At 52.4% G+C, this 24,643-nt stretch carries 28 protein-coding genes; 21 read left to right on the top strand and 7 right to left on the bottom strand.

Annotation, left to right across the window (positions count from 1 at the left end; all coding sequences use genetic code 11):
- The first annotated feature begins 2 nt into the window (after window positions 1-2).
- Window positions 3-965, top strand: a complete 963-nt coding sequence (locus tag ACFO1S_RS00720) for a permease prefix domain 1-containing protein (protein ID WP_204604015.1) — start codon at window positions 3-5, stop codon at window positions 963-965.
- Window positions 966-1,060: 95 nt separating this feature from the next.
- On the opposite strand, the gene ACFO1S_RS00715 is transcribed toward ACFO1S_RS00720, so the two are convergent.
- Window positions 1,061-1,396, bottom strand: coding sequence for an ArsR/SmtB family transcription factor (locus ACFO1S_RS00715; RefSeq protein WP_378126042.1), 336 nt, complete (start codon window positions 1,394-1,396; stop codon window positions 1,061-1,063).
- 259 nt (window positions 1,397-1,655) lie between these two features.
- Here ACFO1S_RS00715 and ACFO1S_RS00710 point away from each other — a divergent pair, with 259 nt between their 5' ends.
- The 3 genes from ACFO1S_RS00710 (at window position 1,656) to ACFO1S_RS00700 (ending at window position 2,944) form a co-directional block, all read left to right on the top strand.
- Window positions 1,656-1,985 carry an ArsR/SmtB family transcription factor gene (locus tag ACFO1S_RS00710; protein ID WP_204604017.1) on the top strand — a complete coding sequence of 110 codons (330 nt, stop codon included), beginning with the start codon at window positions 1,656-1,658 and terminating at the stop codon, window positions 1,983-1,985.
- On the top strand, window positions 1,982-2,380 hold the full coding sequence (locus tag ACFO1S_RS00705; protein ID WP_204604018.1) for an SRPBCC family protein: 399 nt from the start codon (window positions 1,982-1,984) through the stop codon (window positions 2,378-2,380). The genes ACFO1S_RS00710 and ACFO1S_RS00705 overlap by 4 nt, the downstream gene beginning before the upstream one ends.
- 99 nt (window positions 2,381-2,479) lie before the next feature.
- Window positions 2,480-2,944: a phage tail protein gene (locus ACFO1S_RS00700; RefSeq protein WP_204604019.1), complete on the top strand. Its 465-nt coding sequence runs from the start codon at window positions 2,480-2,482 to the stop codon at window positions 2,942-2,944.
- Window positions 2,945-2,990: 46 nt separating this feature from the next.
- On the opposite strand, the gene ACFO1S_RS00695 is transcribed toward ACFO1S_RS00700, so the two are convergent.
- Window positions 2,991-3,230, bottom strand: a complete 240-nt coding sequence (locus tag ACFO1S_RS00695; RefSeq protein WP_204604020.1) for a hypothetical protein — start codon at window positions 3,228-3,230, stop codon at window positions 2,991-2,993.
- 406 nt (window positions 3,231-3,636) lie between these two features.
- Here ACFO1S_RS00695 and ACFO1S_RS00690 point away from each other — a divergent pair, with 406 nt between their 5' ends.
- Complete coding sequence (locus ACFO1S_RS00690) at window positions 3,637-3,978, top strand: DUF1801 domain-containing protein (RefSeq protein ID WP_204604021.1); 342 nt, start codon at window positions 3,637-3,639, stop codon at window positions 3,976-3,978.
- Window positions 3,979-4,058: 80 nt separating this feature from the next.
- Here ACFO1S_RS00690 and ACFO1S_RS00685 read toward each other — a convergent pair whose 3' ends face one another.
- Entirely contained in the window at window positions 4,059-4,760 is a 702-nt protein-coding gene (locus tag ACFO1S_RS00685) for a glycosyltransferase family 2 protein (protein WP_204604022.1), read from the bottom strand.
- Between the two features lie 71 nt (window positions 4,761-4,831).
- Here ACFO1S_RS00685 and ACFO1S_RS00680 point away from each other — a divergent pair, with 71 nt between their 5' ends.
- Window positions 4,832-4,978, top strand: a complete 147-nt coding sequence (locus ACFO1S_RS00680; protein WP_204604023.1) for a hypothetical protein — start codon at window positions 4,832-4,834, stop codon at window positions 4,976-4,978.
- Between the two features lie 96 nt (window positions 4,979-5,074).
- Here ACFO1S_RS00680 and nspC read toward each other — a convergent pair whose 3' ends face one another.
- Together nspC and ACFO1S_RS00670 are read right to left on the bottom strand one after the other, a co-directional pair.
- Window positions 5,075-6,202 (bottom strand): carboxynorspermidine decarboxylase, encoded by a 1,128-nt coding sequence (gene nspC / locus ACFO1S_RS00675; protein WP_204604024.1) that lies wholly within the window; start codon window positions 6,200-6,202, stop codon window positions 5,075-5,077.
- A gap of 2 nt (window positions 6,203-6,204) precedes the next feature.
- Window positions 6,205-7,446, bottom strand: a complete 1,242-nt coding sequence (locus ACFO1S_RS00670; RefSeq protein WP_204604025.1) for a saccharopine dehydrogenase family protein — start codon at window positions 7,444-7,446, stop codon at window positions 6,205-6,207.
- A 632-nt stretch (window positions 7,447-8,078) separates the two neighbouring features.
- Between ACFO1S_RS00670 and ACFO1S_RS00665 the strand changes: the two genes are divergently transcribed.
- The 7 genes from ACFO1S_RS00665 (at window position 8,079) to ACFO1S_RS00635 (ending at window position 15,118) form a co-directional block, all read left to right on the top strand.
- Window positions 8,079-8,774: a hypothetical protein gene (locus ACFO1S_RS00665; RefSeq protein ID WP_204604026.1), complete on the top strand. Its 696-nt coding sequence runs from the start codon at window positions 8,079-8,081 to the stop codon at window positions 8,772-8,774.
- Window positions 8,775-8,840: 66 nt separating this feature from the next.
- A complete protein-coding gene (locus ACFO1S_RS00660; RefSeq protein WP_204604027.1) occupies window positions 8,841-9,446 on the top strand; it encodes a DUF4304 domain-containing protein in 606 nt (201 codons plus the stop codon).
- 309 nt (window positions 9,447-9,755) lie between these two features.
- Window positions 9,756-10,430, top strand: a complete 675-nt coding sequence (locus ACFO1S_RS00655; RefSeq protein WP_204604028.1) for a response regulator transcription factor — start codon at window positions 9,756-9,758, stop codon at window positions 10,428-10,430.
- A complete protein-coding gene (locus tag ACFO1S_RS00650) occupies window positions 10,427-11,794 on the top strand; it encodes a sensor histidine kinase (protein WP_204604029.1) in 1,368 nt (455 codons plus the stop codon). Before ACFO1S_RS00655 ends, ACFO1S_RS00650 begins: the two co-directional genes overlap by 4 nt.
- Window positions 11,795-12,058: 264 nt before the next feature.
- Window positions 12,059-13,006 carry an alpha/beta hydrolase gene (locus ACFO1S_RS00645; RefSeq protein WP_378126039.1) on the top strand — a complete coding sequence of 316 codons (948 nt, stop codon included), beginning with the start codon at window positions 12,059-12,061 and terminating at the stop codon, window positions 13,004-13,006.
- A gap of 101 nt (window positions 13,007-13,107) precedes the next feature.
- Window positions 13,108-14,271, top strand: a complete 1,164-nt coding sequence (gene trpB, locus ACFO1S_RS00640) for a tryptophan synthase subunit beta (protein WP_204604031.1) — start codon at window positions 13,108-13,110, stop codon at window positions 14,269-14,271.
- A gap of 262 nt (window positions 14,272-14,533) precedes the next feature.
- Window positions 14,534-15,118 (top strand): Crp/Fnr family transcriptional regulator, encoded by a 585-nt coding sequence (locus ACFO1S_RS00635; RefSeq protein WP_204604103.1) that lies wholly within the window; start codon window positions 14,534-14,536, stop codon window positions 15,116-15,118.
- On the opposite strand, the gene ACFO1S_RS00630 is transcribed toward ACFO1S_RS00635, so the two are convergent.
- Window positions 15,111-15,845 carry a DUF4386 domain-containing protein gene (locus tag ACFO1S_RS00630; RefSeq protein ID WP_204604032.1) on the bottom strand — a complete coding sequence of 245 codons (735 nt, stop codon included), beginning with the start codon at window positions 15,843-15,845 and terminating at the stop codon, window positions 15,111-15,113. The genes ACFO1S_RS00635 and ACFO1S_RS00630 overlap by 8 nt on opposite strands.
- A 275-nt stretch (window positions 15,846-16,120) precedes the next feature.
- Here ACFO1S_RS00630 and ACFO1S_RS00625 point away from each other — a divergent pair, with 275 nt between their 5' ends.
- From ACFO1S_RS00625 to ACFO1S_RS00590, 8 genes are all read left to right on the top strand, one after another.
- Window positions 16,121-17,155 carry a LytTR family transcriptional regulator DNA-binding domain-containing protein gene (locus ACFO1S_RS00625; RefSeq protein WP_204604033.1) on the top strand — a complete coding sequence of 345 codons (1,035 nt, stop codon included), beginning with the start codon at window positions 16,121-16,123 and terminating at the stop codon, window positions 17,153-17,155.
- A 138-nt stretch (window positions 17,156-17,293) separates the two neighbouring features.
- On the top strand, window positions 17,294-18,139 hold the full coding sequence (locus ACFO1S_RS00620; protein WP_204604034.1) for an ABC transporter ATP-binding protein: 846 nt from the start codon (window positions 17,294-17,296) through the stop codon (window positions 18,137-18,139).
- Window positions 18,136-18,846 (top strand): ABC transporter permease, encoded by a 711-nt coding sequence (locus tag ACFO1S_RS00615; protein WP_204604035.1) that lies wholly within the window; start codon window positions 18,136-18,138, stop codon window positions 18,844-18,846. The genes ACFO1S_RS00620 and ACFO1S_RS00615 overlap by 4 nt, the downstream gene beginning before the upstream one ends.
- A gap of 508 nt (window positions 18,847-19,354) precedes the next feature.
- Window positions 19,355-20,458 carry an iron-siderophore ABC transporter substrate-binding protein gene (locus ACFO1S_RS00610; protein WP_204604036.1) on the top strand — a complete coding sequence of 368 codons (1,104 nt, stop codon included), beginning with the start codon at window positions 19,355-19,357 and terminating at the stop codon, window positions 20,456-20,458.
- Window positions 20,451-21,491 (top strand): FecCD family ABC transporter permease, encoded by a 1,041-nt coding sequence (locus ACFO1S_RS00605; protein WP_204604037.1) that lies wholly within the window; start codon window positions 20,451-20,453, stop codon window positions 21,489-21,491. Before ACFO1S_RS00610 ends, ACFO1S_RS00605 begins: the two co-directional genes overlap by 8 nt.
- Complete coding sequence (locus ACFO1S_RS00600) at window positions 21,488-22,519, top strand: FecCD family ABC transporter permease (protein ID WP_204604038.1); 1,032 nt, start codon at window positions 21,488-21,490, stop codon at window positions 22,517-22,519. Before ACFO1S_RS00605 ends, ACFO1S_RS00600 begins: the two co-directional genes overlap by 4 nt.
- Window positions 22,519-23,325, top strand: coding sequence for an ABC transporter ATP-binding protein (locus ACFO1S_RS00595; RefSeq protein ID WP_204604039.1), 807 nt, complete (start codon window positions 22,519-22,521; stop codon window positions 23,323-23,325). Before ACFO1S_RS00600 ends, ACFO1S_RS00595 begins: the two co-directional genes overlap by 1 nt.
- 233 nt (window positions 23,326-23,558) lie before the next feature.
- The gene (locus tag ACFO1S_RS00590; RefSeq protein ID WP_378126034.1) at window positions 23,559-23,723 is read left to right on the top strand and encodes a hypothetical protein; all 165 of its coding nucleotides are present in this window, start codon (window positions 23,559-23,561) and stop codon (window positions 23,721-23,723) included.
- Between the two features lie 133 nt (window positions 23,724-23,856).
- On the opposite strand, the gene ACFO1S_RS00585 is transcribed toward ACFO1S_RS00590, so the two are convergent.
- Window positions 23,857-24,564 (bottom strand): response regulator transcription factor, encoded by a 708-nt coding sequence (locus ACFO1S_RS00585; RefSeq protein WP_204604040.1) that lies wholly within the window; start codon window positions 24,562-24,564, stop codon window positions 23,857-23,859.
- Window positions 24,565-24,643 lie beyond the last annotated feature (79 nt).

The following is a 24,643-nucleotide window of genomic DNA, read 5'->3' as shown; positions in this document are numbered from 1 at the left end:
GCATGGAGACGATCATCGTTTATCTGAATAATATGTTTGCCAGTCTGCCGAAGACTCTGGAGATGCAGCGTCTAAAGCAGGAAATGCTGTCGGGGATGGAAGAGAAGTACTTGGAGCTGAAGCGGGCAGGCATGTCGGAGAATGAGGCGATCGGCATCGTAATATCGGAATTCGGCAATATTGAGGAATTGACGGCCGAGCTCGGCATCCATCCGGCCGCACCGGAGCAGGCTCTGCCTATGCTGACGGAAGATGAGGCTTACGAGTATGCGGCTGCCAAACGAAGCTCCGGACGATGGACCGGTCTCGGCGTGTTGCTCTGCGCCAGCGGGGTGGCCCTGTTGATTGCAATGGATACACTATTCGAAAATTACGGTTCGGAGGATATGGGCTCGCTGCTCGGGATGGTCGGAATGTTCGTGCTGGTCGCTGCGGCCGTAGGGATGTTCATTCACAGCGGGATGAAGCTTGATCGCTTCAAGAGCCTGGAGCAAGGGTTTCAGTTGCCCTATACGCTTAGGATGGAGCTTCAGCACGGCCAAGCCCTTTATGCTCCGACTTACCGTCTTGCTCTGATCACGGGCGTCTGCCTATGCGTCCTATCGCCTGCCTTGATCTTCGCGGCGGCTTACATCGACGATGACTTCGCTCCCTATGGGGTCTCGGCCTTCCTGCTGATGGCTGGCGTTGCGGTGTTCCTGTTCATCTATTACGGCAACATCCAGGGAGCTTACACGAAGCTTCTTGAGGAGCCGTTCATCGCCGCAGAGAAGAAGGAAGAGGAACGGATCGCGGGAGTCGTGGGGGCGATAATATGGCCGTTGGCGACGGCGGCGTTCCTGTTTACGGGATTCGTTTATCATCGCTGGGACGTGAATTGGGCCATCTTCCCGATCACCGGAATCCTGCACGGCATGCTCAACAATGTCTATCGTATCCTGAATCGCGGTAAAGTCTCTTCATAGATGGTTAGAATATCTTTCTGATAGGGCCATCCCGCAAAGGATGGCTCTTAAACCTGCCGTTAGCTTCTGAACTGAAATCGAGCGACAGTCTGGATTCATTCCTGTTCCTCCATAAGAAGCTGATCCAGACGAAGCATATTTTGTTTCCAGAATTTCTCGTAATACGACAACCAATCCTGAAGCTCCTTCAACGGTGCCGGATTAAGACGGTTTCGCATCTCCCGGCCGACTCTACGCTCGGACACGAGTCCGGCTTCCTTCAAAATGGTCAAATGCTTGGAGACAGCGGTGCGACCCATTGGAAAATGCGGAGTCAACCGATGGAGCGGCAATTCATTCGCATCCGCCAGCAATCGAATGATCTCACGCCGGGTCGGATCGGCCACGGCATAATAGACATCCCGTGTCTGTGCAACTGCGCTCAACACCACCAACTCCCTTGCATGAAATAAAACACCAAATGATGCCTTGATTTTAGGACACTATATAGAGTCCGTCAATAGGTACCCTCCAACCTCCTTTCTTTAGACTAATCTACAGTTTTCATGAGAAGACGAAAAAAACTGTTGACTGGACACCAAATGGTGTCCTACAATCAAAACATCACCAAAAGGTGTCCGGTTGGGAGTCATCACAGGGATAGGTTTCAACCTGACTAAGTTTTCCTTAAAGAATCTAGGAGGGGGTGTTGTGAACGACAACAACAACTTGCGCGATGTATTCGAGGCGATCGCGGATCCAACAAGACGTCGATTAATTCGTCTGTTGGCAGAGTCGGAGGAGCTGCCGCTTCATCAATTAACGGCACAGTTTCACATGGGCCGCACAGCGGTATCCAAGCATCTGGCTATCCTGAAAGAAGCCGGGCTGGTGCTGGATCGCAAAGTCGGCAAAGAAACCCGATATCGGCTAAATGCCTCCCCGCTGAGAGAAATTCAAGATTGGGTGGCAAACTACAACAAGTTCTGGATTAATGGCATGCTGGGTTTAAAACGACTATTAGAGGAGGAAGAGGAATGAGTGAAACAATGACTTTGGATTTTCAGTACACGACCTCGATCGAGAAGCTTTGGACCGCCTTGACGGATTCAGGCAAGCTTGCCAGGTGGATCACTGAAAATGATTTTAAACCCGATGTAGGCCACCGTTTTCAGTTCCGCTTGCAGCCGGTTGGCAATTGGGATGGCGTTGTGGATGGCGAAGTGCTTGCCGTGGAACCGCCGAACCGGTTGTCCTATACTTGGGCGAGCGGAGAGGAGAAGCATACGGTCACCTGGACGCTCACGGATCTGGGGGACGGCAAGGTAAATCTTCATCTCGAACAAACCGGAATCTCGACTGTACAAGGACTCGAAGGCGCCAAGTGGGGTTGGACGAGCTGGTGCGGCAATCTTGAAAAGGTGCTGGAGCAATAATCGCCGGGTGTCCCGATAAACAAAACCGGCTGCCTGCTGTTCGCAGTCGGTTTAATATTGTATAATTTTCGAAATATCGTGAGAAAACGAGGGATGAAAATGTCGTATATCGTTGATTTCAAAAATGTGTCTACGGTTGGTTTGGAATCCTCGCCTGTAGCAGAAGCTCTCGCGGGTTTACGCGCCAATGAAGCCCGTTACTTTATGAACAAATACAAGCATGAATTTACGGTTGTACCTGCTGGCGAAAGTCAGGAAAGCCTGGATTACGTGAATCGAATATTGAAGGAAGAACGGAATATTGAGTTTGCGGCCAAGCCTTTAGAAACGTCGCGTTTTCAAGTGGAAAATATCCAGTTCACTTACGTCTTTTATGAGGATGGCCTTGGGCTTAATGTCATGTATACGGTTGATGATCCTAAGAAGCGAGCCGTCGGCTTTAAGCTTTCCGAAGGGATGGAGGTCCCGAAGGAGCTAGAAGAGAAGTTTAAGTTCGCCAGGCAGAAGTCTAAGCTGGCGGGAACAATCCGAGGCTCATTTTTTGTTATTAAAGGACAATATTGAAGTCAGGCATGCCGAGGCCGAATGAAGGGGCTGGATATACCAGCTCCTAACCTACGCCATCCGTTTCCAACAAGGAATAAAAGTGATCGCGGTCTTCGTTATCGAATTTGCCGACCGTCCGTACCCTGACGAATTCGTGTCCGCCATACATGTCGATCTCCTCGCCATAGCTATTGTAGAGCGCGATCATATTTCCCTCCGCGTTTAACTCCATGTACCCATAACCTTCCGCTTCCGGCGATTCTCCGTAAAAGAGCGTAAATCTGATTTTGTCCACTCTGTGCATGAGGCTTCTCCTTTCCTGTCTTTCATTGATCTAGATATCATTGTGCTCCGTCTTAAGAAAATTTTACGTGAAACCGGATGAATTGGAAAAAGCGATCTCATTCTTCATACGCGGATATTCATTCCGATTTCCAAAGCATAAGAGGGGGTTCCCCGTTATGTCGCTCGTTCTCGCATTATTTCTTGACGAGACGAGGTTAGGGGAGTATGATAACGTGCCGGTTACGGAGAGGTGTTCCGAACGGGAACTGGAATTAGAGGAATGAGGCTGTACATAGGCCCTAAAGTACTTCAGAATAAATATATAGAATTTTTTTTATCGATCTGTCGATTCCGGTGTTTCCCGTTTGTTGCTTATGTAGAAGCAAATCGGGGAATAAAGCAAGAACACGAGAGGAGCAAATCATATGAACCAAGAGGTTACGGATTTTATCGAAAAAGTCAAAGAGCCATGGCAAGCGGGATTGTGCCGTGAGCTGCGCCAAGTCGTTCACAATGCGATTCCCGATGTTCAGGAGCGCATACAGTACAACAAGCCCCATTTTCTGAAAAACAAAAAATATGCTGCGGTGATCTCGACTTCGAAGGACGCCGTGAGCTTCACGATCTTCAACGCATCGGGGCTGGAGCTTCCCGAAGGATTGTTCGACGGCCCTCCGGAACGGAAGACGGTCAAGTTTCGCGGCGGCCAACAGATCGACGGCGGAATGCTGACCGAATGGGTGAAGCAAGCCTCCAGTACGCTTTAGCGCCAAACCGCCCACCTCCATTATGACGCGGCATTGCTTGATGGGTATATGGCCGGAAAACCGCTGGATCGCGGAATTGCTCAATATTTGCGTACGGCGAAACGGCGATAATACTTGGTTACGGCAACGGGACGGCTGCCTGGCAGGAAGCTATGGTCGCCTACCTTCCATGTATGGGTGCTTTTATTTTTTCGACGAACATAGACGTAATTGCAGGTAGAAGTAGCGCGTATAGGATAGCCTTTCTTGGAGCAGTTCCGCAAAAATTCGACGTCTTCACCAAGCGAAAGGTCCGGGAAGCGTACATTTTTGAGGATTTTCCTCCGAAATAAGATTGTTCCCCCTTGAATGAATTTCACGAATTTGTTCTTTTCGCGGGGGGACCGAACGATAAGCTTGTTGCTTGCGGCCAGATAGACCAAACAGGCGTGCTTTCCAACGACAGGGCTTTTAGTGTGCAGGAGCGACTGAACTTGTTCTCTTAAATAGTAGGGGGAATAATAATCGTCGTGGTCGAATTTAGCGATAAGGGAGTATTTGGATCTGCAAATGCCGCAATTCAAGCATTGGCCCAACGAGATCCGCTCGGGCACCTGATATACGGTGATGTTGGGATAAACAGAGGCTTTTTTTCGCCATTCCAATAGATCGATGCTGTCCTTATTTAGGATAATAATCAATTCCTTGCGCTTGTAGCGTTGAATCCGGTAATTGTTCAAAATGTTCATGAAAAAACCGGGCTGATTCGTGCATGTGATAATGGACACACCAAGTTCGGTCATGAGCTTTCCCTTTCCTCTCCCACTCGTTGGCTTTTCCCCATTTCTATAAGATTCGAATTCATGAAATTGGCTTGGGCGAACTTAGAATCCACCGTACAGACCTGATCGGCATGAACGGGCGCACCTCTAACAAGCTCGTTCCGCAAGGCAGCATGACCCGTGCTGAAGTAGCCGCAACTCTGCAGCGCTTGCTGCAGAAGGTCGGGCCGATCAATTAATTGCACCGTTGCTCGAACCGCCCGAACTTGCTTCGCGGGCGGTTTTTTAACGCAACTAAAAAAACTGACACCGGTTAAATACCGGTGTCAGCATGACTACGCGAGTCTCGTCTTGAAATCTTGATAGCCGAATTGGCGCACCACTTGGTAATCGCCATCTTTACGTTTGACGGCAATGGCCGGAAGAGCCATGCCGTTAAAGGTGTTGGTCTTCACCATAGAGTAGATCGCCATGTCCCCGAAGACGACTCGATCGCCGCATTGCAAGGGCTGATCGAACGAATAATCCCCGATCACATCTCCGGTTAGGCAGGTTTGACCGGTGAGCCGATACGTATACGGCTTCTCTCCGGGTTCGCCGCTCTCCAGAAGAGGGGGGCGATACGGCATCTCCAGGACGTCCGGCATATGGCAAGTCGCGGACGTATCCAGAATCGCGATCTCGATTCCGTTCTTGTGAAGGTCCAATACGGAGGCGACGAGGTAGCCTGCGTTGAGCGCGACGGCTTCCCCCGGCTCCAAATAGACCTTTAATCCGTACTGCTCCTGCATTCGCTTAATGCAAGCTTCGAGGGTGGCGAGATCGTAATCGTCTCTCGTAATATGATGCCCGCCGCCGAAATTGATCCATTCCATCTGCGGCAGCCACTCTCCGAATTTGGCTTCGACCGCCCGCAGCGTGGTCTCCAGGTCGTCGGAGTTTTGCTGGCAGAGCGTATGGAAGTGCAGTCCGGTGACGCCATCCAGCAAGTCCGGGCGAAAATCCTCCCGTTTGACGCCGAATCTGGAGCCCGGCGAGCACGGGTCATAGATTTCATGACCGACTTGCGTCGAACATTCCGGGTTAATGCGGAGGCCTACCTTCCGGCCCGCCTGTAGAGCCTTGTCCTTAAACTTCTCCAGCTGGGAGAAGGAATTAAAGATCAGGTGGTCGCAGATGGAGATGATCTCATCGATCTCGTCTTCCCGATATGCGGGGGCAAAGACATGGTTTTCTTTGCCCATTTCTTCGTGGCCTAGCCGGGCTTCGAACAAGCCGCTTGCAGTCGTGCCGTTCAAGTATTCGCCGATGAGGGGGTACATCGTTGTCATAGAGAATGCTTTTTGGGCCAAAATAATCTTAGCTCCCGTTCGCTGCATAACGCCGTTCAGGATTTTAAGATTTTTCTCGATGAGCGCTTCATCGACGACAAAACAAGGCGTTGGCAATTCATTAAAGCGCATCTTTATCGAACCAGCGCCGGTTGCTTTTGAACAGCTTCTTCGCCATCGTCAACCAGTACGGGATTAAAGTCTTCTACCCATGGAAGTCCCCATTTGTTCAACTCTTCCATGAACGGATCCGGATCGAATTCTTCGACATTGTAGACGCCAGGCTTGTTCCACTTTCCGGTAAGAACCATAGCCGCACCGATCATGGCTGGAACGCCGGTCGTATAGGAGATGGCCTGAGAGCCCACTTCCTTGTAGCACGCCTGGTGATCGCATACATTGTACACATAGTACGTTTTATCTTTGCCGTCTTTTTTGCCTTGGAAAATGCAGCCGATGTTCGTTTTGCCGACAGTGCGCGGTCCCAGCGAAGCCGGATCAGGCAATACGGCCTTCAAGAACTGGAGAGGGATGATTTGCTTTCCTTCGAATTCGATCGGCTCGATGGAAGTCATGCCAACGTTCTCCAATGCCTTGAGGTGAGTCAGGTAGCTTTGACCGAAGGTCATGAAGAAGCGGATACGCTTAAGTCCCGGAATGTTGACCGCAAGGGACTCCAGCTCTTCATGGTAGAGCAAATACATATCCTTCTGGCCGACCTCGGCGAAGTTATACTCCCGTTTGATTTCCATGGGCTTGGTTTCGATCCATTCGCCGTTCTCCCAGTATCTCCCGTTGGCGGAAACCTCGCGGATATTGATCTCCGGGTTGAAATTCGTCGCGAACGGATAACCGTGGTCGCCGCCGTTGCAGTCCAGAATGTCGATATATTCGATCTCGTCGAAGTAATGCTTCAACGCGTAAGCCGAGAATACGCCCGTTACGCCTGGGTCGAATCCGCTGCCGAGCAGAGCGGTAATGCCGGCTTTCTCGAAACGCTCGCGGTAATCCCATTGCCATTTGTACTCGAACTTCGCGGTGTCTTCCGGCTCGTAATTGGCCGTATCCATGTAATGGGTTTTGGTGGCCAGGCAAGCGTCCATGATCGTCAAATCCTGATACGGCAGCGCCAGGTTCATGACAATATCCGGTTTAACCTCTTCTATCAAAGCGATGAGCTCGTCCACGTTGTTGGCATCCACTTGAGCGGTCGTGATTTTCGTCTTGCCGCCGTCCAGCTTGGCCTTCAGATCGTCGCATTTCGACTTGGTCCGGCTAGCGATGCAGATCTCTTCAAAAACCTCGCTGTTTTGTACGCATTTGTGGATGGCTACAGAAGCCACTCCGCCACAACCGATGATTAGTGCTTTTCCCATTTCTCGATCTCCCTTGCAATAGAATTTGTTTGATTGACGGCCCAGATGATCGGTTTTTACGCAATAAAAAAAACAAGTGGGTAAAAACGCATCATCGCGTATCACACTTGTTTAGATATAAATACGAATATTAAATGTCCGCATTGACAGGACATAGCTTTTGTCAGGAAGCTATTTAATATTCAAAATATATCGTTAACGAATCAGAGTCTAAATAGCAAATAATCACTATGCCACTCTTATTGACCGTTTCACAAGTTGTGTGCGAATGCACTGGTTGTAAAGTAACCAACTCATAAAATTTGAGCTTTTAACTCAATCAATAAGGCAACTAAAGTTGCCAGTCGGCATTTGACCCGGCTGTCCGTTGGCCTCAACTTCTCGTCGGAAGTGGTCAAAAATTATCTGCTTGGAAAGAACTCCGTATTCCGTATATTTTGAATAGCCGCTTTCCAAATAAGGCAATCTTATAATATCATAAACTCTAAATATATCAACAAGAAAAATTGAGAAAAAACGAGTAGATGAGAGAAATTTAAAAAAATCGTCATAATTTGTCGGATTGGAAGGATGGAAGAGCCGCATCATGGCATTCGCGCAACAGGCACTCGACTTGAGGGAGGAATCTGACGATGCTTCTGAAAGACACGAACCAATTGGACGACTTGAAGGAATTTCTGATCGACTGGTACGGAGGCTACGATCGCTCCTATGGAGTGCCCGAGGAAGAGCTTCCGGCCGATCTGCCGAAGGCGTTGCGGGAGCTGTACGCGTTCGCAGGACGTTGGAAGGCTGGCACGGAGGATCACCTCGAGAATTCTCCGGAAATATTCCAGCGCCAGGATTGCCTATATTCGGTGGAGCGGCTGAAAAGAGACAACGGCAGGATTACGTTTCTTGAGGAAAACCAAGCGAACTGGACTTGCCAAGCGGAGGCCGGCAATCCCGATTCGCCCGTCTATTGCGACGAGCGCCTGCTCTGGGACGACGCTGCTGAAGGCCATGTCATCGTAAACGGCTCGTTGTATCCGTTTTTGAAAAGCTTTTGCCTGCAGGAGGTCGCGTTCGGCTGCAAGCATCTTTATACGATAAAGGGGGGAATGGATGAGATAAGGTCGTTGTTCGACAAGCCCATCGAGGAAGTGTGGCTTAACGGGCGCTACAGCGGTTCCGAAGAAGAGGGACCCACGCATTCTTTTTACCGTTGCGGGGACGTACTTGTGATGGAGCGTTACGGAGACTACTGGTTGGGCTTTCATTGCGATGAGCCTGCCGGCTTGAACCGGGATGCGTTCGCTTCCGCGAAACGGACGCAAGTCGCGCCATGATTTGACGTCGCGCATCCGAGCTGAGCATTCACAACAACAATCGACTAGCTATCTTCAGGGGGGATCGTGTTGCAGCAGCTCTTTAACGATATGATGAAACAGGACGTAAAGCCGTTCCTTTCCAAGCACGGCTTCGCCAGGAAGGGTCCGAATTTCAGTAAAATCGCGGACCGCCTCGTCTACCTGTTTAATTTTCAGAAATCCTCCGGCAATTCGGCAGACAATGTCATGTTTTACGTGAACTGCGGGATTTATTCGGCGGAGCTGGCGGAGATCCAATCGAAAGAGATTCTGGCGGCGCCCCAGGAGACGGATTGCCACTTCCGGGCAAGAATGGAGCAGATCGCCGGGGAGGTTCCGGACCGTTTCTCGATCACGCCCGATACGAACAGGGACGAATTGAGGGAAGCGTTGCTGAACGGACTGGAGGCGGTCGTCCGTTTCTACGACACGATGACCAGCGCCAGAGCCATTGTCGATTATTACATCTCCGGACCTTATTTGCATCTTGGGGAAGAGAGCTTTCATTTGCTCTTGCAGTCTCAGGACGAAGCGGAGGCCAAACGTTATTTGAAGGCCTTGCACGAGAAGCACGGAACGGAAACGCGCTGGACGATTTTCGAAAAGAAATATAGGGCCGTCTTCGAGAAATACGGGGTGGAATTCGGATGAGTTCCCTAAATTTATTGGCGGTGAGCGGGTATGGCCGAAGCGGTCTGGCAACGCATATTGGAGCATGTACAAGCGACATCAAATATTGAAAAGGTTTCTAGCCAAGCAAGTCTCGTACAATGATGGAGTCATCGAGTCGAGGATTTCTATATTGTGTGAGCCCGCTCGCGTGCATCCCGATAACGTCGCGGCGGGGAAAGCCCCGCTGTATCCTTGCTAAGAACCGTCAGGGCGACTTCCCTGGCGGTTTTCCTTATCGTATAATGGTTACTTTAAACAGGAGAAGGAAATCAGGAGAGGAGGGAAGAGATGCCTACGATACTGGTTGCAGACGACGATGCGAACATTCGAGAGCTCGTCTGTTTATTTCTGCGCAACGACGGATTCGCAACGGTAGAAGCCACGAATGGCAGGGAAGCTCTGGCCCTCTACGCCTCAACGCATGTCGATCTTGTCGTGCTCGATATTATGATGCCGATAATGGACGGTTGGACGCTGTGCAAGGAGCTCAGAAGGGCCAACTCCGATCTTCCGTTGCTTATGCTGACCGCGAGAGGCGAAACCTGGGAGAAGGTCAAAGGCTTCGAGCTCGGGACAGACGACTATTTGACGAAGCCGTTCGATCCGTTGGAGCTGGCCGTTCGGGTCAGGGCATTGCTGAAGCGTTACCGGATCGGCTCCGTGCAGACGATCCAGCTTGGCGAGGTCGCTCTTGACCGCCAGACCTACAAGGTGACGATAGGGGCGGAGTCGCTTTCGTTGCCTCTCAAGGAGTTCGAATTGCTGTATAAGCTCGCGGAAACGCCCGGACAGGTCTATACGCGCGAGCAGTTGATCGATCAAATATGGGGCATGGATTATGCCGGAGACAATCGGACGATCGACGTGCATATTAAGCGTCTGCGGGAACGGTTCGCGGCGACGCCCGGTTTCCGTATCGAGACGGTGCGCGGACTTGGTTACCGGTTAGAGGCAAGCGAATGATCAAATCTCTATATACAAGGGTCGTCCTGATCTTTCTGGTCTCCGTGATCGGGGGCACGGGCATTTCCTTTTTCGCGGCAACCTGGATATATAAAGATCAGTTGAACGAAAACCTGCAAATCCCCCTGCTCTCCTTCGGTCGGGACATCGCCCGGATTTACGAGACGCTTCCGCTGCATGAAGCCGACGCTTTCGTAAGCGGAATGAACCAGCTCAAATCCTATCATATTCGCATTTTCGAAGAAACGGGTCAGCTTCGGTCCTATGGAGCGATCAAAGGACACAAGCCCATCCCCGTCACTCCGGAACAGGTGAACCAAGTGCTGGGCGGGGAGATCGTTCAAGTTAACCCGAGCGGCATTTCCACCGCGCTCTTGGGATTGCCGTTTACGACCTACACGGGCGCGAATGCCATGTTCGTAGAACCGATCGGCCCGCCATCCGCCCCTTTTATTCTTACGTGGATGTTGAACTTTACTATTTTTGCGCTGGCAACGGGAAGCTTAATGATCTTGATCGCTTCCGTGTTTCTGATTAGGCCGATCAAGAAGCTGACGAGAGCGACCAAGCATATCGCGGGCGGAGATTTCAACGTCAAGCTGAACATTAAGCAGAAGGGCGAGCTGGGCGCTTTGGCCCGAAGCTTCGAAGCCATGACGCACGATCTGCAGCAGCTGGAGCAAATGCGTAAGGATTTCGTAGCGAACGTGTCGCATGAGATTCAGTCGCCGCTCACCTCGATATCCGGCTATGCTCTGGCGCTCAAGAAAGTCGACCTCCAGGCAAACGAACGAAGCCGTTATCTGGACATTATTATTGCGGAAGCGGATCGGATGTCCAAGATGAGCGACAGCCTGTTAAAGCTGAGTTTGCTGGAATCCCGGTCGCAGCAGCCGCGGCTGGACGAGTTCAGCCTGGATGAACAGGTCAGACGGGTCATCGTCGCGCTTCAGCCCCAGTGGTCGGCGCGCAGCATTCGTTTCGAGCTCGACTTGAAGGCCGTTCGACTAACGGCCGATTACGATCAATTGAACCAAGTATGGACGAATATCATCGGCAACAGCATCAAATTTTCCGCGGATGACGGCGTGATCACCGTCAGCATTCAGCAAGAAACGAAAACCGCGACAGTTCGCATCGCCGACACAGGCATTGGCATTTCCCCCGAGGACCGGAAGCGTATCTTCGAGCGGTTCTTCAAGGCCGATCGTTCGCATAGCCGGAAGTATAGCGGAAGCGGCATGGGGCTTGCCATCGTTAAACAGATCGTATCGCTCCATCAAGGCGATATCCGAGTGGAAAGCGAACCTGGACGGGGAACGACCGTCATTGTCACCTTGCCGATTGCACCGCCGACAGCGTAATCCGGCTTCCGGCTGCTTCATTCGGCACTCTGACATTATGCTTATCTTCTCCATGTTACGGCATCCTGAGCAACCTTCCTTGCACAGGATGCCGTAACATTTTTTTGGTTGTTCATCTTCCGTTCATCTTATCGTCATGGGGAGTACATCTGCATCGTATAAGGTTTCCTTAGCGGCACGATATAACAGCCGGACAACCGGCAAGGACAGGAGAAGATGCGAGTGAAACAACGAGAGGCAGCGAGTACGGGGAGGAGCGGGAGAATGAGAAAAACGCTTCGCCTTTTGCTCAAATCGGCAGGAATCTTAACTATAGCTATCGGGCTTTTTCTAGTCATTGTTTTCGTTGTGAATCTGATAAGCAACAAATCGGAGGAAGGACGAATAGAAGCCTATGGGCAATACGTGCAGGTGGACGGAAAAAACATGAACGTCATGATCCAAGGAAGCGGCGAAGAAACCGTCGTGCTTCTGCCGGGCTACGGAACGGCGGCGCCGGCGCTTGATTTTAAGCTGCTGATGGACGAACTGGCTTCCTTCTACAAGGTAGTTGCGATCGAGCCCTTCGGATATGGGTTAAGCGATGAAACCGACAAGGTGCGCAGCACGGAAAATATCGTCGGCGAGGTTCATGAGGCGTTGCGGCAGCTGCAAATCGAACGCTATATTTTAATGGGCCATTCCATTGCAGGCATCTACGGATTGGATTACGCGAACAAATATCCGAACGAAGTGAGCGCATTCGTCGGAATCGACAGCAGCGTTCCGAATCAGCCCGGCATGGACGTTAAGCTGCCGATCAAGACGTTCCGGTTTCTCAAGCAATCCGGTCTTCTCAGATTGATTAAGAAAGTAAGCGGCGACCCCTATGCCTCCTTGGCGTTCGACGACCGCACCAAGGAACAAATGCGGCTGATCTCGAACAAAAACGGGAACAACGCCACAACCATGAACGAAATGAAAAATATCGCCTCTAACTTCAAAGGGGCCGAGCGCTTAACCTTCCCGGCGGATATTCCCGTTCTTTTATTTGTACAAGCGATAAATCCCAGCTTTGAAGATTGGGTTCCCTTGCATGAGGAGCAGGTCCGAAGTTCCGTACACGGAAAAGTAGTGCCGCTGGATGGGGAGCATTATTTGCACCATACCCGCTCTAAAGAGATTGCCGAAGGCTTTATGGCATTCATGAAGGAAGCTCAAGCGGCTCGGTAGCTGTTGACTGAAGTGCTTCAAGGACATAAGCGCTGCCGCTCGGAATTTCTGGTATGATAGGTTGGGAAGATGACCATTTATATTAATGGAGGCGCTTACGTATGAGCCAACAAATGCACCAAGAAGGATACTTCGGAGAGTTCGGAGGAAGCTTCGTTCCGCCGGAATTGCAGGAAGTGCTGAACTATTTGAGCGAACAATTCTACAAGTTCAGAGACGATCCGGACTTCAAGGAAGAGCTTCGCTATTACCTTCGTGAATACGTTGGCCGCGAGAGCCCGCTGACGTATGCCGAACGGCTGTCCGAAGCTTGGGGCGGAGCCAAGATCTACCTCAAGCGCGAGGATCTAAACCATACAGGGGCACATAAGATCAATAACGCCATTGGCCAGATACTGCTTGCCAAGCGTATGGGGGCCAAGCGGATCATCGCCGAGACCGGAGCCGGCCAGCACGGCGTCGCTACGGCGACGGCCTGCGCCATGTTTAATATGGAGTGCGTCATCTATATGGGGGCAGAAGATACGCGCCGCCAGGCGTTGAACGTATTCCGGATGGAGCTGCTCGGCGCGACCGTCGTGCCGGTCAACAAGGGCCAGGGGCGTCTTAAGGACGCGGTGGACGAGGCACTGGACGATCTCGTTCGCAACTACAAGAATACGTTCTATCTGCTTGGCTCCGCAGTCGGTCCGCATCCGTTCCCGACGATGGTCAAGCACTTCCAAGCGGTCATCAGCGAAGAGTCGAAGCGGCAGATCATCGAGAAGGAAGGGCGTCTTCCGGATGCGATAGTCGCTTGCGCGGGCGGCGGCAGCAATGCGATCGGCGCGTTCGCCCACTACATCGACGAACCGAGCGTCCGGCTGATCGGCGTCGAGCCCGACCAGGCGCCGTCCTTGACCCAGGGCGTCCCGAGCATCATTCATGGCTTCAAGTGTCTGGTGCTGCTGGACGAGGAGGGCCAACCCAAGAAAACTTATTCGATCGCTGCGGGGCTCGACTATCCGGGAATCGGGCCGGAGCATAGCCACTTGAAGGTGACGGGCCGGGCCGAATATGCGACGGTTACCAACGAGGAAGTGCTGGAGGCGTTTCAGGAGCTGTCTCGCGTAGAGGGAATCATTCCTGCCCTTGAGAGCGCGCATGCGGTCGCTCACGCCAAGAAGATGGCTCCGGCGATGGGCAAGGATCAGATCCTCATCGTCAACTTGTCCGGTCGCGGGGATAAGGACGTTGAGCAAGTGTTTCAAATGCTGACGAAATAATAAGGCGCATCCCATTGGTGCGGGTGTAGCTCGTCTCCCTCCCGTTATTAAGCCTGTGATACTGCTAGTTCTATTCTGGAACTGCAGGTCGCAGGCCGTTTCTATTTGAGTCAAAGATAGCTATATTAAGGGATATAAAGAGATGAAGCTGATCGGACGCGACAATATCGAGGGGAACCAGGGAGTTGCGGAGAAGGCGGCTGCCGTGAATAATCCCCGGTTCGAGTCAACGGCACAGGAGAGAGGAGAGTGCGCGATTGTGATGAAGGATATCCTTGCCAAATATATGACCAAGTTGACCTCTCTTAGCGAAGAGGAGCAGCAGGCTATTATAGACGAGCTTCACATCGAGGAATTTGAAAAAGGAACCGTCCTCTTCAGGCAAGGAGACGTCCCTACAAAATGTTATTTTATTCTTGAAGGGTGCGTAAGACAGCATTCGGTCGATGAAGCGGGAAGAGAGATCACATCGAACTTTTATACCGAAGAGCAGGCCATCGCTATTTTCAACCGTCACAAATCGGATAAGTCGTCCGACCATACCTTTACTTGCGTTGAGGACTCCGTAATGGTCGTGGGCTTACTGGAGACGGAACAGAACATGTATAACAAGTACACCCAACTGGAGTCGATGACTCGCAAAATGATTGAAGAGAATTTGAGCCAGGTGCAGGAGGAGTTCGCGTCCTTCATCGCCTCCTCGCCTGCAGAGCGCTTCAGAGCCCTGCTGGCGAAGCGTCCTTCCTTGATACGCCGGGTCCCCCAGCACCAACTGGCGAGCTATCTGGGGATGACCCCGGAATCCTTAAGCAGAATCAAGAAGAGAGTTATGCGCGGCCCTATTTAGTCGGAATGTCGCCTAAGGGGCGTTTTCCCCCTCTGAACAGCATCCATAGGCCAAAGCCCAACTCCCCCGCCGTCATGGGCAGGATAAATATCGCATTGAGTACCCTTCCGATTCCTTCGTATTCTGCAAGAAATAAATTAAACAGGTGAATGAGAATGTAGCCCGGCGAAGCCGTCAGCAGCAAGATGCCGATCCACAAGGGTACGATTTTTGACCTGCAAGCCAACAACCCGAGAATCAGCAAATGCCCCCCGAAGAGGATTAAGCCGACGGACCAAATCGATTCAAAGGCTTCCAGATGCAGAATCGCTTGTTCTCCAAGCTGATTCGGTGCGAAGCTCGAACGTGTATCGGTGTCGGTCGACAGCAGCTGAACCCATAATAAATTCATGATGGCCACGCCCAAGATCGCCGAATACATCAGCCGCAGCCATGCACCAAGCAAGGACAGGCTTTTGCTGACGGGCTTCAAGAAAACATAGCAGGACCAAGCGACGATAATGTCGCACGCCAGAATGATGATCCAGCCTAGAATTTCCGCCTTGAGAAGAGGATTGCGCGATATTAAATTTTGCAGCGTGGCGTCGGCATCTCCCGGAACCAGCAGGCTCTCATGCGCAAAGCCGTACGAAAAGGCTGCGGCCAGGGTCATGATCATGAGCGCTGTGCCGGTGATAAGGGCTAATCTTCGCGGTTCTGCATACTTGTCTGTCAGCGTGTTGTTCATTCAATCGTCTCCTCATGCTCTATGGTGATTCCATTGTAGCCAGGCGGAGGAGGATGTTCATTGACTTAAGTCAAGACGCATGCTGAACCGAATCCTCAAAGATACTCAAGCGAGCATTGACTATTAACGTAAATGTACGTGAGCTTGGACATTCATTATTCAAAGGTTTAAAGACGGTTATTTTATCATTTGATAATGAATAAGCCGTAAGTTAGATTTAAAATATCAGCATTCTTCGAAATAAAAGAGAAAGATAAGCAAAAGGGGGGCCGATTATGGTCTTGCTGAAATTGTTGCAGCTTCCGATTCCAAGCCATGGCGAGAGGGAGGTTCCGATCGATCTAGAGGTCGTGGCCGGCCAATGCGTCGCGCTTCAATGCAATGACGAGCAGGGACGCGCTCTTGTCGGGAGGATAACGGGAACCGTTACCGGCTCGCCTGAATCGGTGCTGTATCGGGGGAAACCGCTGCAGCTGAAGAGAGACGGGCACCTCGCGCACATCGGCTTGTGCCGGCTGGATGACGGCGATTATCCCCGCTTGAAGGTTAAAGCCTATTTGGAGTTCTGGAGCCGCCTCTATGGAGTGCGCCGTTCGATCGGTGATTTGCTTCAGTCGGCGGGCTTGCTGTCTGCCATGGACACGGCGATTGCTCGCTTGAACGCGTCTGAGAGAAGACGTCTTAACCTTGTCCGTAGCGTGCTCCACGACCCGGAGCTGATTCTGCTGGAAAATCCGGAGCAAGGGCTTGATCTGGAGGGCTGCGCGATCGTTCGCAGAATGGTGGCAAGCTGGACGGAGCAAGGCAAGGCTGTGCTTGTCACCTGCTCCTCGCCGGAAAGCGCCATATCCTTGACCGGGGATGCTTACCGGCTAACCGATCAGGGGATGGAGAGGCTCGCGACCCGGGATGAATCCGAGCCGATTGGCTTGCCTGCGCGCCAAGACGGAGAGGCGGAGCAGGTGTCGCTAAGCCGAATTGCGAAAATTCCGGCCAGAGCGGAGGACAAAGTCATCCTGGTCGATCCGGCGGAAATTCTGTATGTCGAGAGCAGCGACGGACAATCACTGCTTCATTTGGAGTCGGAGACGCTTACTTGCATGTGGACGCTGAATGATTTGGATCAGAGGCTGGAGCCGTTCCATTTTTATCGGTGCCACCGTTCTTACATCGTTAATCTGCAGCGCGTTCGCGAGCTGATCGTCTGGACGCGGAACAGCTACAGCCTCATCTTGTCAGACCGGGGCAAGCGAGCGGTCCCGCTTTCCAAAGGCCGTTACGAGGAACTGAAGAGGATTATCGGAATTTGAAGCGCTCTGCTCACGGATAGAGATGCTCCAGTGAGCCTGCCGAATGCTCCTTTCGCCCTTGATTGACTGCATCCTCGTTCCTCCTCCCGTTAAGATGGAGCTGCGAAACCGCAAATCCAGATAAAGCGAGGCGATGGAGTGGAGTCAGCAATTGAGGTTCATCAATTGGAGAAGAAATACCGCAACAAGATGGCGCTGGACAGTATCAGCTTTCAGGTTGCCAAAGGGGAGATCTTCGGTTTCCTCGGCCCGAGCGGGTCGGGGAAGACGACGACGGTCAAAATTTTGACGACCCAGCTTCTTCCCAGCGCAGGGGAAGCGATTGTATTGGGGAGACGGGCCGTTGGCAAGCGAGACCCGTACCTGCTGAGCAAAATCGGCATCATGACCGACAACAGCGGCATCTACGAACGCCTCACCGTTTTTGACAACCTGTCGTTGTTCTGCGGATTGTATGGGGCTCCCGTACGGAACGTGTCCGATACCCTGGAGAGCGTAAATCTGGCGGGGGAGATGAAGACGCCGGTCCATCAGCTATCCAAGGGCATGAAGCAGCGGGTGACGCTCGCGCGGGCGCTGCTGCACAAGCCCGAGCTGCTGTTTCTGGACGAACCTACGTCGGCGCTCGATCCGGCGAACACGGCCCAGATTCACGCTGCGTTGCGCCAGCTCAATGAACAAGGAACGACCATTTTCCTGACGACTCATGACATGATGGAGGCCGAGCAGTTGTGCCATCGCGTCGCCTTCCTGAACAACGGAAGAATCTCCGTGCTGGATACCCCAGAGCGGCTGAAGCTGCAGCATGCGGATCGCACGATTGACGTGACGACTGCAGACGGGCGCTACGTGGTAAACAACGACAGCGAAGGGGCCGAGCGCATCCGGGAATGGATGCGGGCCGGACGGCTGCTGTCGATCCATTCGAACGAGCCGACGCTCGGGGACCTCTTCGTGCGATTGACAGGAAGGAGCTTGCAATGACGTTCTCATTCAGAAGATTACAGGCCATCGTGATTAAGGAATGGAAGGATGCCGTCAAAAACCCGCAAATTTTACTGACCGCCGCGATGCCGATCGTGTTTTCTTTCCTGTTCAATCGCAAAGGGACATCCGATCCGTCGATCTTCACGTTTCCTCTTCTGCTGGCGGTATCGATTACCGGCGCTTTCGTTCAAGCGAATATGATTGCGGAAGAGAAGGAGAAGAACACGCTGCGCATGCTGATGCTTTCCCCGGCTTCGCCGGCCGAGGTGCTGATCGGCAAAAGCGTGGCTACCACGGCGCTCACCTTGATCGTCATGGCCGGATCGGTTGCCGTATCCGTTATTCCAAACGTAAACCCGTTCTGGCTGGCCGTTCTAATCGTCCTGCTGCTGATCGCCTTTCTGGCGTTCGGAACGACGATAGGTCTTCTCTCTCGCACCGTTACGGAGTCGTCAATCGTCGGTCTGCCGCTGATGCTCGTCGTCATCATGGGGCCGTTGCTGGAGTCTTCAATGAACGTCGGCTGGTTTACCGCGGTGGTCGATTGGCTGCCGACCCGGCATTTCATGCTCGGGGTATCGGGGCTTCTTGAGGGCGGGGGGATAAGCGACATAGGGCGGCATTTGTCCGCGCTTTTCTTATGGAGCGTCGCCGCGTGCGCTCTCTGTGTTGGCGTATACGCGCGTAAGCGAATCGACAGGTAGAAAGGGTGACGGCGTTGAGCAAACCTCCTAACAAGCTGGTGAAAAATGTAGTGCTGTTTGTTCTCGTGCTGGCAGCGGTATTGATCGTCAAGAAGTTTTGGCTGCCAGACGGAGTCATCGGCCTTTTCGAATAAACGCGGAGCCGTACAGCGGCGATCTTGCGAAGGGGAAACGAATCGCCCCCCTTGGCGAACGACCATCATTGCCTCACACAGACCGGAAAAGCCAGCCTCTTCGCATAAGCGATCGGGCTGGCTTTTCCGATTTGTCTGAAGCGTATTCGACGTGAAAATTGTCTGCTATCCCCAGGGTGGCGGATGCTGATTTGCTTGCCACACGAAGTCAGCGCAGGCAGCATCCGGTTCACAAAATAGACAGCATGTGCCTTGTAAATGCCATTGACAGGCTTACAAAGTGAAGATACAATTGTGAAATTGATAATCATTATCATTACCTATTGCTGGCACTATTCTAAAAATACAACTCAGGATAAGGAAGGGTATGTAAAATGATCGCACAAAGAAAAAACTCCGTAAGCACTCTTATTGTTATGGCTTTGATTATGGTATTGCTGGTGGGCTGCTCCAGCGAAAAATCCGAATCGACGCCTTCTCCTTCGCCATCTCCGACTGCGAGCGCTTCGGCAAGCGCCGAAACGCCTTCATCAGAAGCGCCTGCTTCCCAAGAGGCTCAAGCCGAATATCCGATCGTGATCAAGCATGCTTTGGGCGAAACGGTAATCGAAAGCAAGCCTGAACGAGTCGTTACCATCCAATGGGCGAACCACGACGTCGTTCTCGCTCTTGGCGTTGTTCCCGTAGGCTTCTCGGCGGCGAATTTCGGCGTTCAGGATGGCAGCGGGCTGTTGCCTTGGACAGCGAAAAAGCTTGAGGAGCTTGGCGTGAGCAAGCCGAATGTGTTTCAGGATACGGACGGCCTTGATTTTGAGGCGATTTCCGATGCCGATCCGGATGTTATTCTTGCCGCGTACTCCGGGATCACGAAGGAGGATTACGATATTCTCAGCAAAATCGCTCCGGTTGTCGCCTACCCGGTCGCTCCTTGGACTACGACATGGCGCGAGCAAGTTCAATTCAATGCAACCGGCATGGGCATGAAAGCGGAAGGCGAGCAGCTCATTAAAGATGTCGAGAGTATGCTCAGCGAGAAGCTGGAAGCTTATCCCCAAATCAGCGGCAAGAAAGTCGTCTGGGTCAACTTCAAAGCCGACGATTTGTCGAAGCTGCACATCTATACGCCGATCGACTCCCGCGTCGCGTTCCTTCACGAACTGGGAATGGTTTATCCGGAAAGCATAACGAGCCAGATCACCGATCCGAAGAGCTACTCCTTAAACCTGAGCGCCGAGAACGCCGAAGCTCTGTCCGATGCGGATCTGATCGTCGGATATGGCAACGAGGAATTATATCAAGCTCTTAAAGCCGACTCCCTGCTCGGCAAAATCCCTGCAATCGAGAGAGGCTCCGTTGCGTTTATTACCAGCGACACGCCTCTGGTTGCGGCGGGAACTCCGAATCCGCTGTCGATCGCCTATACGATCGACGAATATCTGAAACTCATCGGAGGAGCTATCGACAAGATCAATGAGTAGTTCTTCGGCTTTAACGGACAGACGACAAAAACTGCATATGCCAAGAAACTTTACGACGGTTCTCGTCGTCTGTATCGTTCTGCTCGGCGTATGCGCGGTTGCCTCTCTCGTCTTGGGCTCCCGGCCGGTGAGGTTCCACGAGCTGATCGACGGTTTGTTTCATCCGGACATCGACTCTTACGGAGCGAATATCGTTCGCAAGAGAATTTCCCGAACCGTCTTCAGCTTGCTTTGCGGAGCGGCGCTCGGAGTGTCCGGCGCGCTCATGCAATCGGTCACCCGCAACCCGATTGCCGACCCGAGCATACTGGGAGTGAACACGGGTGCGGCATTGTTTGTGGTTTCCGGAATTGCGTTCTTGAACATAAGCACCGCAAATCAATATATATGGCTGGCATTGGCCGGAGCTGCGATAACTGCGATTTTTGTATTCGGAATCGGTTCTATGGGGCGTGGCGGTGCCACGCCCATTAAGCTTGTTTTGGCCGGAGCGGCCACAAGCGCCGCCATCTCGTCTCTGGTCGCCGCCATCCTGATTCCGCGCTCCTACGTCATGGATCAGTTCAGATTCTGGCAAGTGGGAAGCGTCGGCTCGGGGAGTTGGAGCGCGATCGCGACCTTCGCTCCTTTTCTGATCGTCGGCGTTCTGATTGCCATTGTTACGGCCCCGGCGCTTAATGCGTTGGCGCTGGGAGACGACGTCGCCACCGGACTGGGCGTTCGAACGGGCGTGCTGAGGCTAGTTGCGGCTCTGGCCGGCGTTATTCTATGCGGCGCAGCCACCGCGCTGGCGGGCCCTATCGGCTTTGTCGGACTATTGTCCACGCACGTCATGCGTCTTATTCTCGGCCCGGACCTGCGTTTTGTCATCCCCATGTCGGCGATCGCGGGTGCCCTTATTTTGACGATAGCAGATGTAAGCGGCAGGCTGATCGGCAGCCCCGGCGAGCTTGAGGTCGGCGTTGTTACGGCGTTTATCGGAGCTCCGATACTAATCATCTTAGCGATGAGATCGAAAGTGCGTTCATTATGAGAAATGAATCTGTAGAGTGGATTAAAGTGGGGCGACGTCAAAGACACCGCCGATGGATACTGGTCACTGTCTGCCTTGCGGTGCTTGCGTGCCTGCTTTGCTGCGCAATGCTCTTGCTGGGGAACACCATCTATCCGGTAAAAGAGGTCATCCGGGCGCTTTCGGGGGATTCGGTCAAAGGCGTGTCCTTCGCAGTGAATACGATACGCCTGCCGAGAATGCTGGCCGGTCTGTTCGCCGGATTCGCTTTCGGCATTGCCGGATACGTCTTTCAGACGATGCTGCGCAATCCTCTGGCGAACCCGAACGTCATCGGGATCACCTCAGGCTCGAGCGCGGCGGCCGTATTTTGCATCACGGTTCTTCATGCCAGCGGGGCCATCGTGTCCGCAGCATCGGTCATCGCCGGTCTCGCTACCGTCATCGTCATATATTTCTTATCCAGAGGAAGAGCGTTCTCGATCGGGCGATTAATTCTGATCGGAATCGGCATGCAGGCTATGCTGGACGCCGTCATCTCCTATCTGATCCTGATCAGCTCGCAGCAGGATATTCCCGCGGCGCTCAGGTGGCTTGCCGGCAGCCTCAACGGCTCCCAGATGCGCGAGCTTCCGCCTCTTGTCCTAACGGTCATGATTTTCGCCCCGATCGTCATCCTGTTGGGCAAACGTCTCAATCTGCTCGAGCTTGGAGAACAATCGGCTACTTCCCTCGGAGTGGCCACGGACAAAACAAGAATCGCGCTCATCGTAAGTTCGGTCTTCATGATCGCGATCGCGACCGCTACGACGGGCCCCATCGCCTTTGTTTCCTTCCTTTCGGGACCGATCGCCAAAAGATTAGTCGGAGTCGGCTTCTCCAACGTGATTCCGGCGGGTCTTGTCGGCGTTAATTTGGTTCTGGCGGCAGATCTGATCGGACAATTCGCTTTCGAGGTGAGATTCCCTGTGGGCATCATCACCGGATTACTCGGAGCGCCGTATCTGATCTTCTTGCTTATCCGAATGAATCGAAAGGGAGAACTATAATGAAATCGACGCATCTTTTTCAAGCCGAACGGCTCGTAGCCGGCTATGAGAATAAAACGGTTATCCATGGCGTAGACCTTGTGATTCCCAGCCATAAAATAAGCGTGATTATTGGAGCAAACGGGTGCGGCAAGTCTACGCTTCTCAAAACGATGGCCAGGTTGATCAAGCCGATATCCGGCAAGGTTACCATTGACGGGAAGCCCATTGGCAAAATGCCCCCGAAGCAGCTGGCTCGGGTTGTCGGACTGCTCCCGCAATCTCCCATCGTTCCGGAAGGGATCTCCGTGGCGGATTTGGTGGGGCGGGGGAGATTCCCGCACCAGACGCTGTTCAGCGGATGGTCGAAAAAGGATTATGAGGCCGTCGCCGAAGCGATGACCATTATGGATATTACCGAATTCGCCAATCACAATATCGACGAGCTTTCGGGCGGTCAAAGACAGCGCGTCTGGATTGCCATGGCTCTGGCGCAGCAAACCGACATTCTGTTTCTCGACGAACCGACCACCTTCCTGGATATCACCTATCAAGTCGAAATTCTTGACCTGCTCACGGACCTTAACCGCAAGCACGGAACGACGATTGTGATGGTTCTTCATGATATCAACCTGTCCGCGCGTTATGCCGATCATATATTCGCGCTTTACAAAGGAGAGCTTGTAGCCGAAGGAGAGCCGTCCAAGGTAATCACAAGCACATTGGTCAAAGACATTTTCGGGATGGACTGCACGGTAATCGAGGACCCGCTTTCGGGCTCCCCGCTGGTGATACCGAGAGGTCGGCATCATGTTCAAGATGCTTAAATGAAGGGTAACCGCCTTTCGAGAGACATTGCTTTTTCGAGGCCGGGCCCTCCCCATAAGGAATAGTCCCTAACCTTTACCGGTCGGGGACTATTTTTGCTTGAGGTGCGAGGGACTGACGGATATCTCTATTCTTTTTTAACTGCAATTTACCTCTGTTTTACCTCGCATGATTATGCTGTACCGTATACGTTCCTCGAGAACGACATTTTACGGTGAAGGGTAGATCAGGAATGGCGAAGAAGGTAACAATGAGAGAAGTGTTTCCGGGAAATATTCTGGCGGATAGAGTTACAACACCCAGCGGCATGGTTCTGCTTCCCGCCGGCGTGAAATTGACAAAGGAGCATTTGGACAAAATGAAAAGATTCGGAGTTCACGCTGTTATGGTGAAGTGACCCGGTTGGGCCGGGGATGAGAGCGCAGCTTCGGGTGCGTAATGTGCGAAGCGTTTCACATGGTCGGGTAAGCGGCATTCCTTTCGTGAAAAGGGATGCCGCTTGTCCGCTTGCGCCGTCTCGGGCAGTCGAATTATATGGCGCCGTAGGGGTTGAATTTATAGCCCAAGCCGTTGACCGTTATAATATAGCGGGGCCGAGCCGGATCAGGCTCTATTTTTTTGCGGAGATTGGAAATATGGACTTTAACCGTATCCCTGGAATAGTTGAAATCATTCTCCCAGACCTGCCGGTAAAGCTGCTGCGGATGGAAGACCTGGTTGGGCTGCTTGGCGAGCGCGGAGAGAATCTGCATGTCCTTGGGGAGCAGCTGTACGGGCAGGTTATTGACGGTAGCTGTCATTCTTTGCAGATCAATCTGAAGCCCTGGAAATACGAGCACGGAGCTCTCGGCTTCGCGTTGATCAAGCAGCGCGCCCCAGCGCAGATTGGCCTTGACTCTGAGCACCAGGTCGACTGGATCGAACGGCTTGGCAATGTAATCGTCCCCTCCTGACTGGAGGGATTGGATCTTATCCTTCGGCTGATCGGTTCCGGTGACGAAGAGGATCGGCCGATTATATTGTTTCCTGATGGTATTGCACAGCGTAATGCCATCCATATCCGGCATCTGAATGTCCAGCAGAATAAGATCAGGCTCCTCCTGACCGAGTAAGGCCAGAGCTTGAGCCGCGCTGAGCGCGTTGCGGACAATATAGCCTTCGTGAACTAGAAAGGCGGTTATCAGGCTTTGTATATCGGAATCGTCATCGACGACGAGTATCACCTTGCCCTCCAACATCCATCCCCTCGATTCTGCAACAAGCCATACAATTCCATTTTAGCATTAAATGTCGAAAAAATATCGCAAGCCCTGAATT

This window comes from Cohnella boryungensis (assembly GCF_042651945.1).
Classification (GTDB): domain Bacteria; phylum Bacillota; class Bacilli; order Paenibacillales; family Paenibacillaceae; genus Cohnella; species Cohnella boryungensis.
Note: the sequence above shows the minus strand (reverse complement) of the source record. Positions and strands in the feature narration are given on the sequence as shown.

Excerpts from the sequence above, each read along its gene's own strand:
- ACFO1S_RS00705 (WP_204604018.1), top strand. The coding sequence starts at position 1,982 with ATGAGTGAAACAATGACTTTGGATTTTCAGTACACGACCTCGATCGAG.
- ACFO1S_RS00600 (WP_204604038.1), top strand. The coding sequence starts at position 21,488 with ATGAGAAATGAATCTGTAGAGTGGATTAAAGTGGGGCGACGTCAAAGA.
- ACFO1S_RS00665 (WP_204604026.1), top strand. The coding sequence starts at position 8,079 with ATGCTTCTGAAAGACACGAACCAATTGGACGACTTGAAGGAATTTCTG.
- ACFO1S_RS00690 (WP_204604021.1), top strand. The coding sequence starts at position 3,637 with ATGAACCAAGAGGTTACGGATTTTATCGAAAAAGTCAAAGAGCCATGG.
- nspC (WP_204604024.1), bottom strand. The coding sequence starts at position 6,202 with ATGCGCTTTAATGAATTGCCAACGCCTTGTTTTGTCGTCGATGAAGCG.
- ACFO1S_RS00685 (WP_204604022.1), bottom strand. The coding sequence starts at position 4,760 with ATGACCGAACTTGGTGTGTCCATTATCACATGCACGAATCAGCCCGGT.
- ACFO1S_RS00610 (WP_204604036.1), top strand. The coding sequence starts at position 19,355 with ATGATCGCACAAAGAAAAAACTCCGTAAGCACTCTTATTGTTATGGCT.
- ACFO1S_RS00635 (WP_204604103.1), top strand. The coding sequence starts at position 14,534 with ATGAAGGATATCCTTGCCAAATATATGACCAAGTTGACCTCTCTTAGC.
- ACFO1S_RS00630 (WP_204604032.1), bottom strand. The coding sequence starts at position 15,845 with ATGAACAACACGCTGACAGACAAGTATGCAGAACCGCGAAGATTAGCC.
- ACFO1S_RS00655 (WP_204604028.1), top strand. The coding sequence starts at position 9,756 with ATGCCTACGATACTGGTTGCAGACGACGATGCGAACATTCGAGAGCTC.
- ACFO1S_RS00670 (WP_204604025.1), bottom strand. The coding sequence starts at position 7,446 with ATGGGAAAAGCACTAATCATCGGTTGTGGCGGAGTGGCTTCTGTAGCC.
- ACFO1S_RS00720 (WP_204604015.1), top strand. The coding sequence starts at position 3 with ATGGAGACGATCATCGTTTATCTGAATAATATGTTTGCCAGTCTGCCG.
- ACFO1S_RS00595 (WP_204604039.1), top strand. The coding sequence starts at position 22,519 with ATGAAATCGACGCATCTTTTTCAAGCCGAACGGCTCGTAGCCGGCTAT.
- trpB (WP_204604031.1), top strand. The coding sequence starts at position 13,108 with ATGAGCCAACAAATGCACCAAGAAGGATACTTCGGAGAGTTCGGAGGA.
- ACFO1S_RS00615 (WP_204604035.1), top strand. The coding sequence starts at position 18,136 with ATGACGTTCTCATTCAGAAGATTACAGGCCATCGTGATTAAGGAATGG.
- ACFO1S_RS00695 (WP_204604020.1), bottom strand. The coding sequence starts at position 3,230 with ATGCACAGAGTGGACAAAATCAGATTTACGCTCTTTTACGGAGAATCG.
- ACFO1S_RS00605 (WP_204604037.1), top strand. The coding sequence starts at position 20,451 with ATGAGTAGTTCTTCGGCTTTAACGGACAGACGACAAAAACTGCATATG.
- ACFO1S_RS00585 (WP_204604040.1), bottom strand. The coding sequence starts at position 24,564 with ATGTTGGAGGGCAAGGTGATACTCGTCGTCGATGACGATTCCGATATA.
- ACFO1S_RS00700 (WP_204604019.1), top strand. The coding sequence starts at position 2,480 with ATGTCGTATATCGTTGATTTCAAAAATGTGTCTACGGTTGGTTTGGAA.
- ACFO1S_RS00650 (WP_204604029.1), top strand. The coding sequence starts at position 10,427 with ATGATCAAATCTCTATATACAAGGGTCGTCCTGATCTTTCTGGTCTCC.
- ACFO1S_RS00625 (WP_204604033.1), top strand. The coding sequence starts at position 16,121 with ATGGTCTTGCTGAAATTGTTGCAGCTTCCGATTCCAAGCCATGGCGAG.
- ACFO1S_RS00645 (WP_378126039.1), top strand. The coding sequence starts at position 12,059 with ATGAGAAAAACGCTTCGCCTTTTGCTCAAATCGGCAGGAATCTTAACT.
- ACFO1S_RS00590 (WP_378126034.1), top strand. The coding sequence starts at position 23,559 with ATGGCGAAGAAGGTAACAATGAGAGAAGTGTTTCCGGGAAATATTCTG.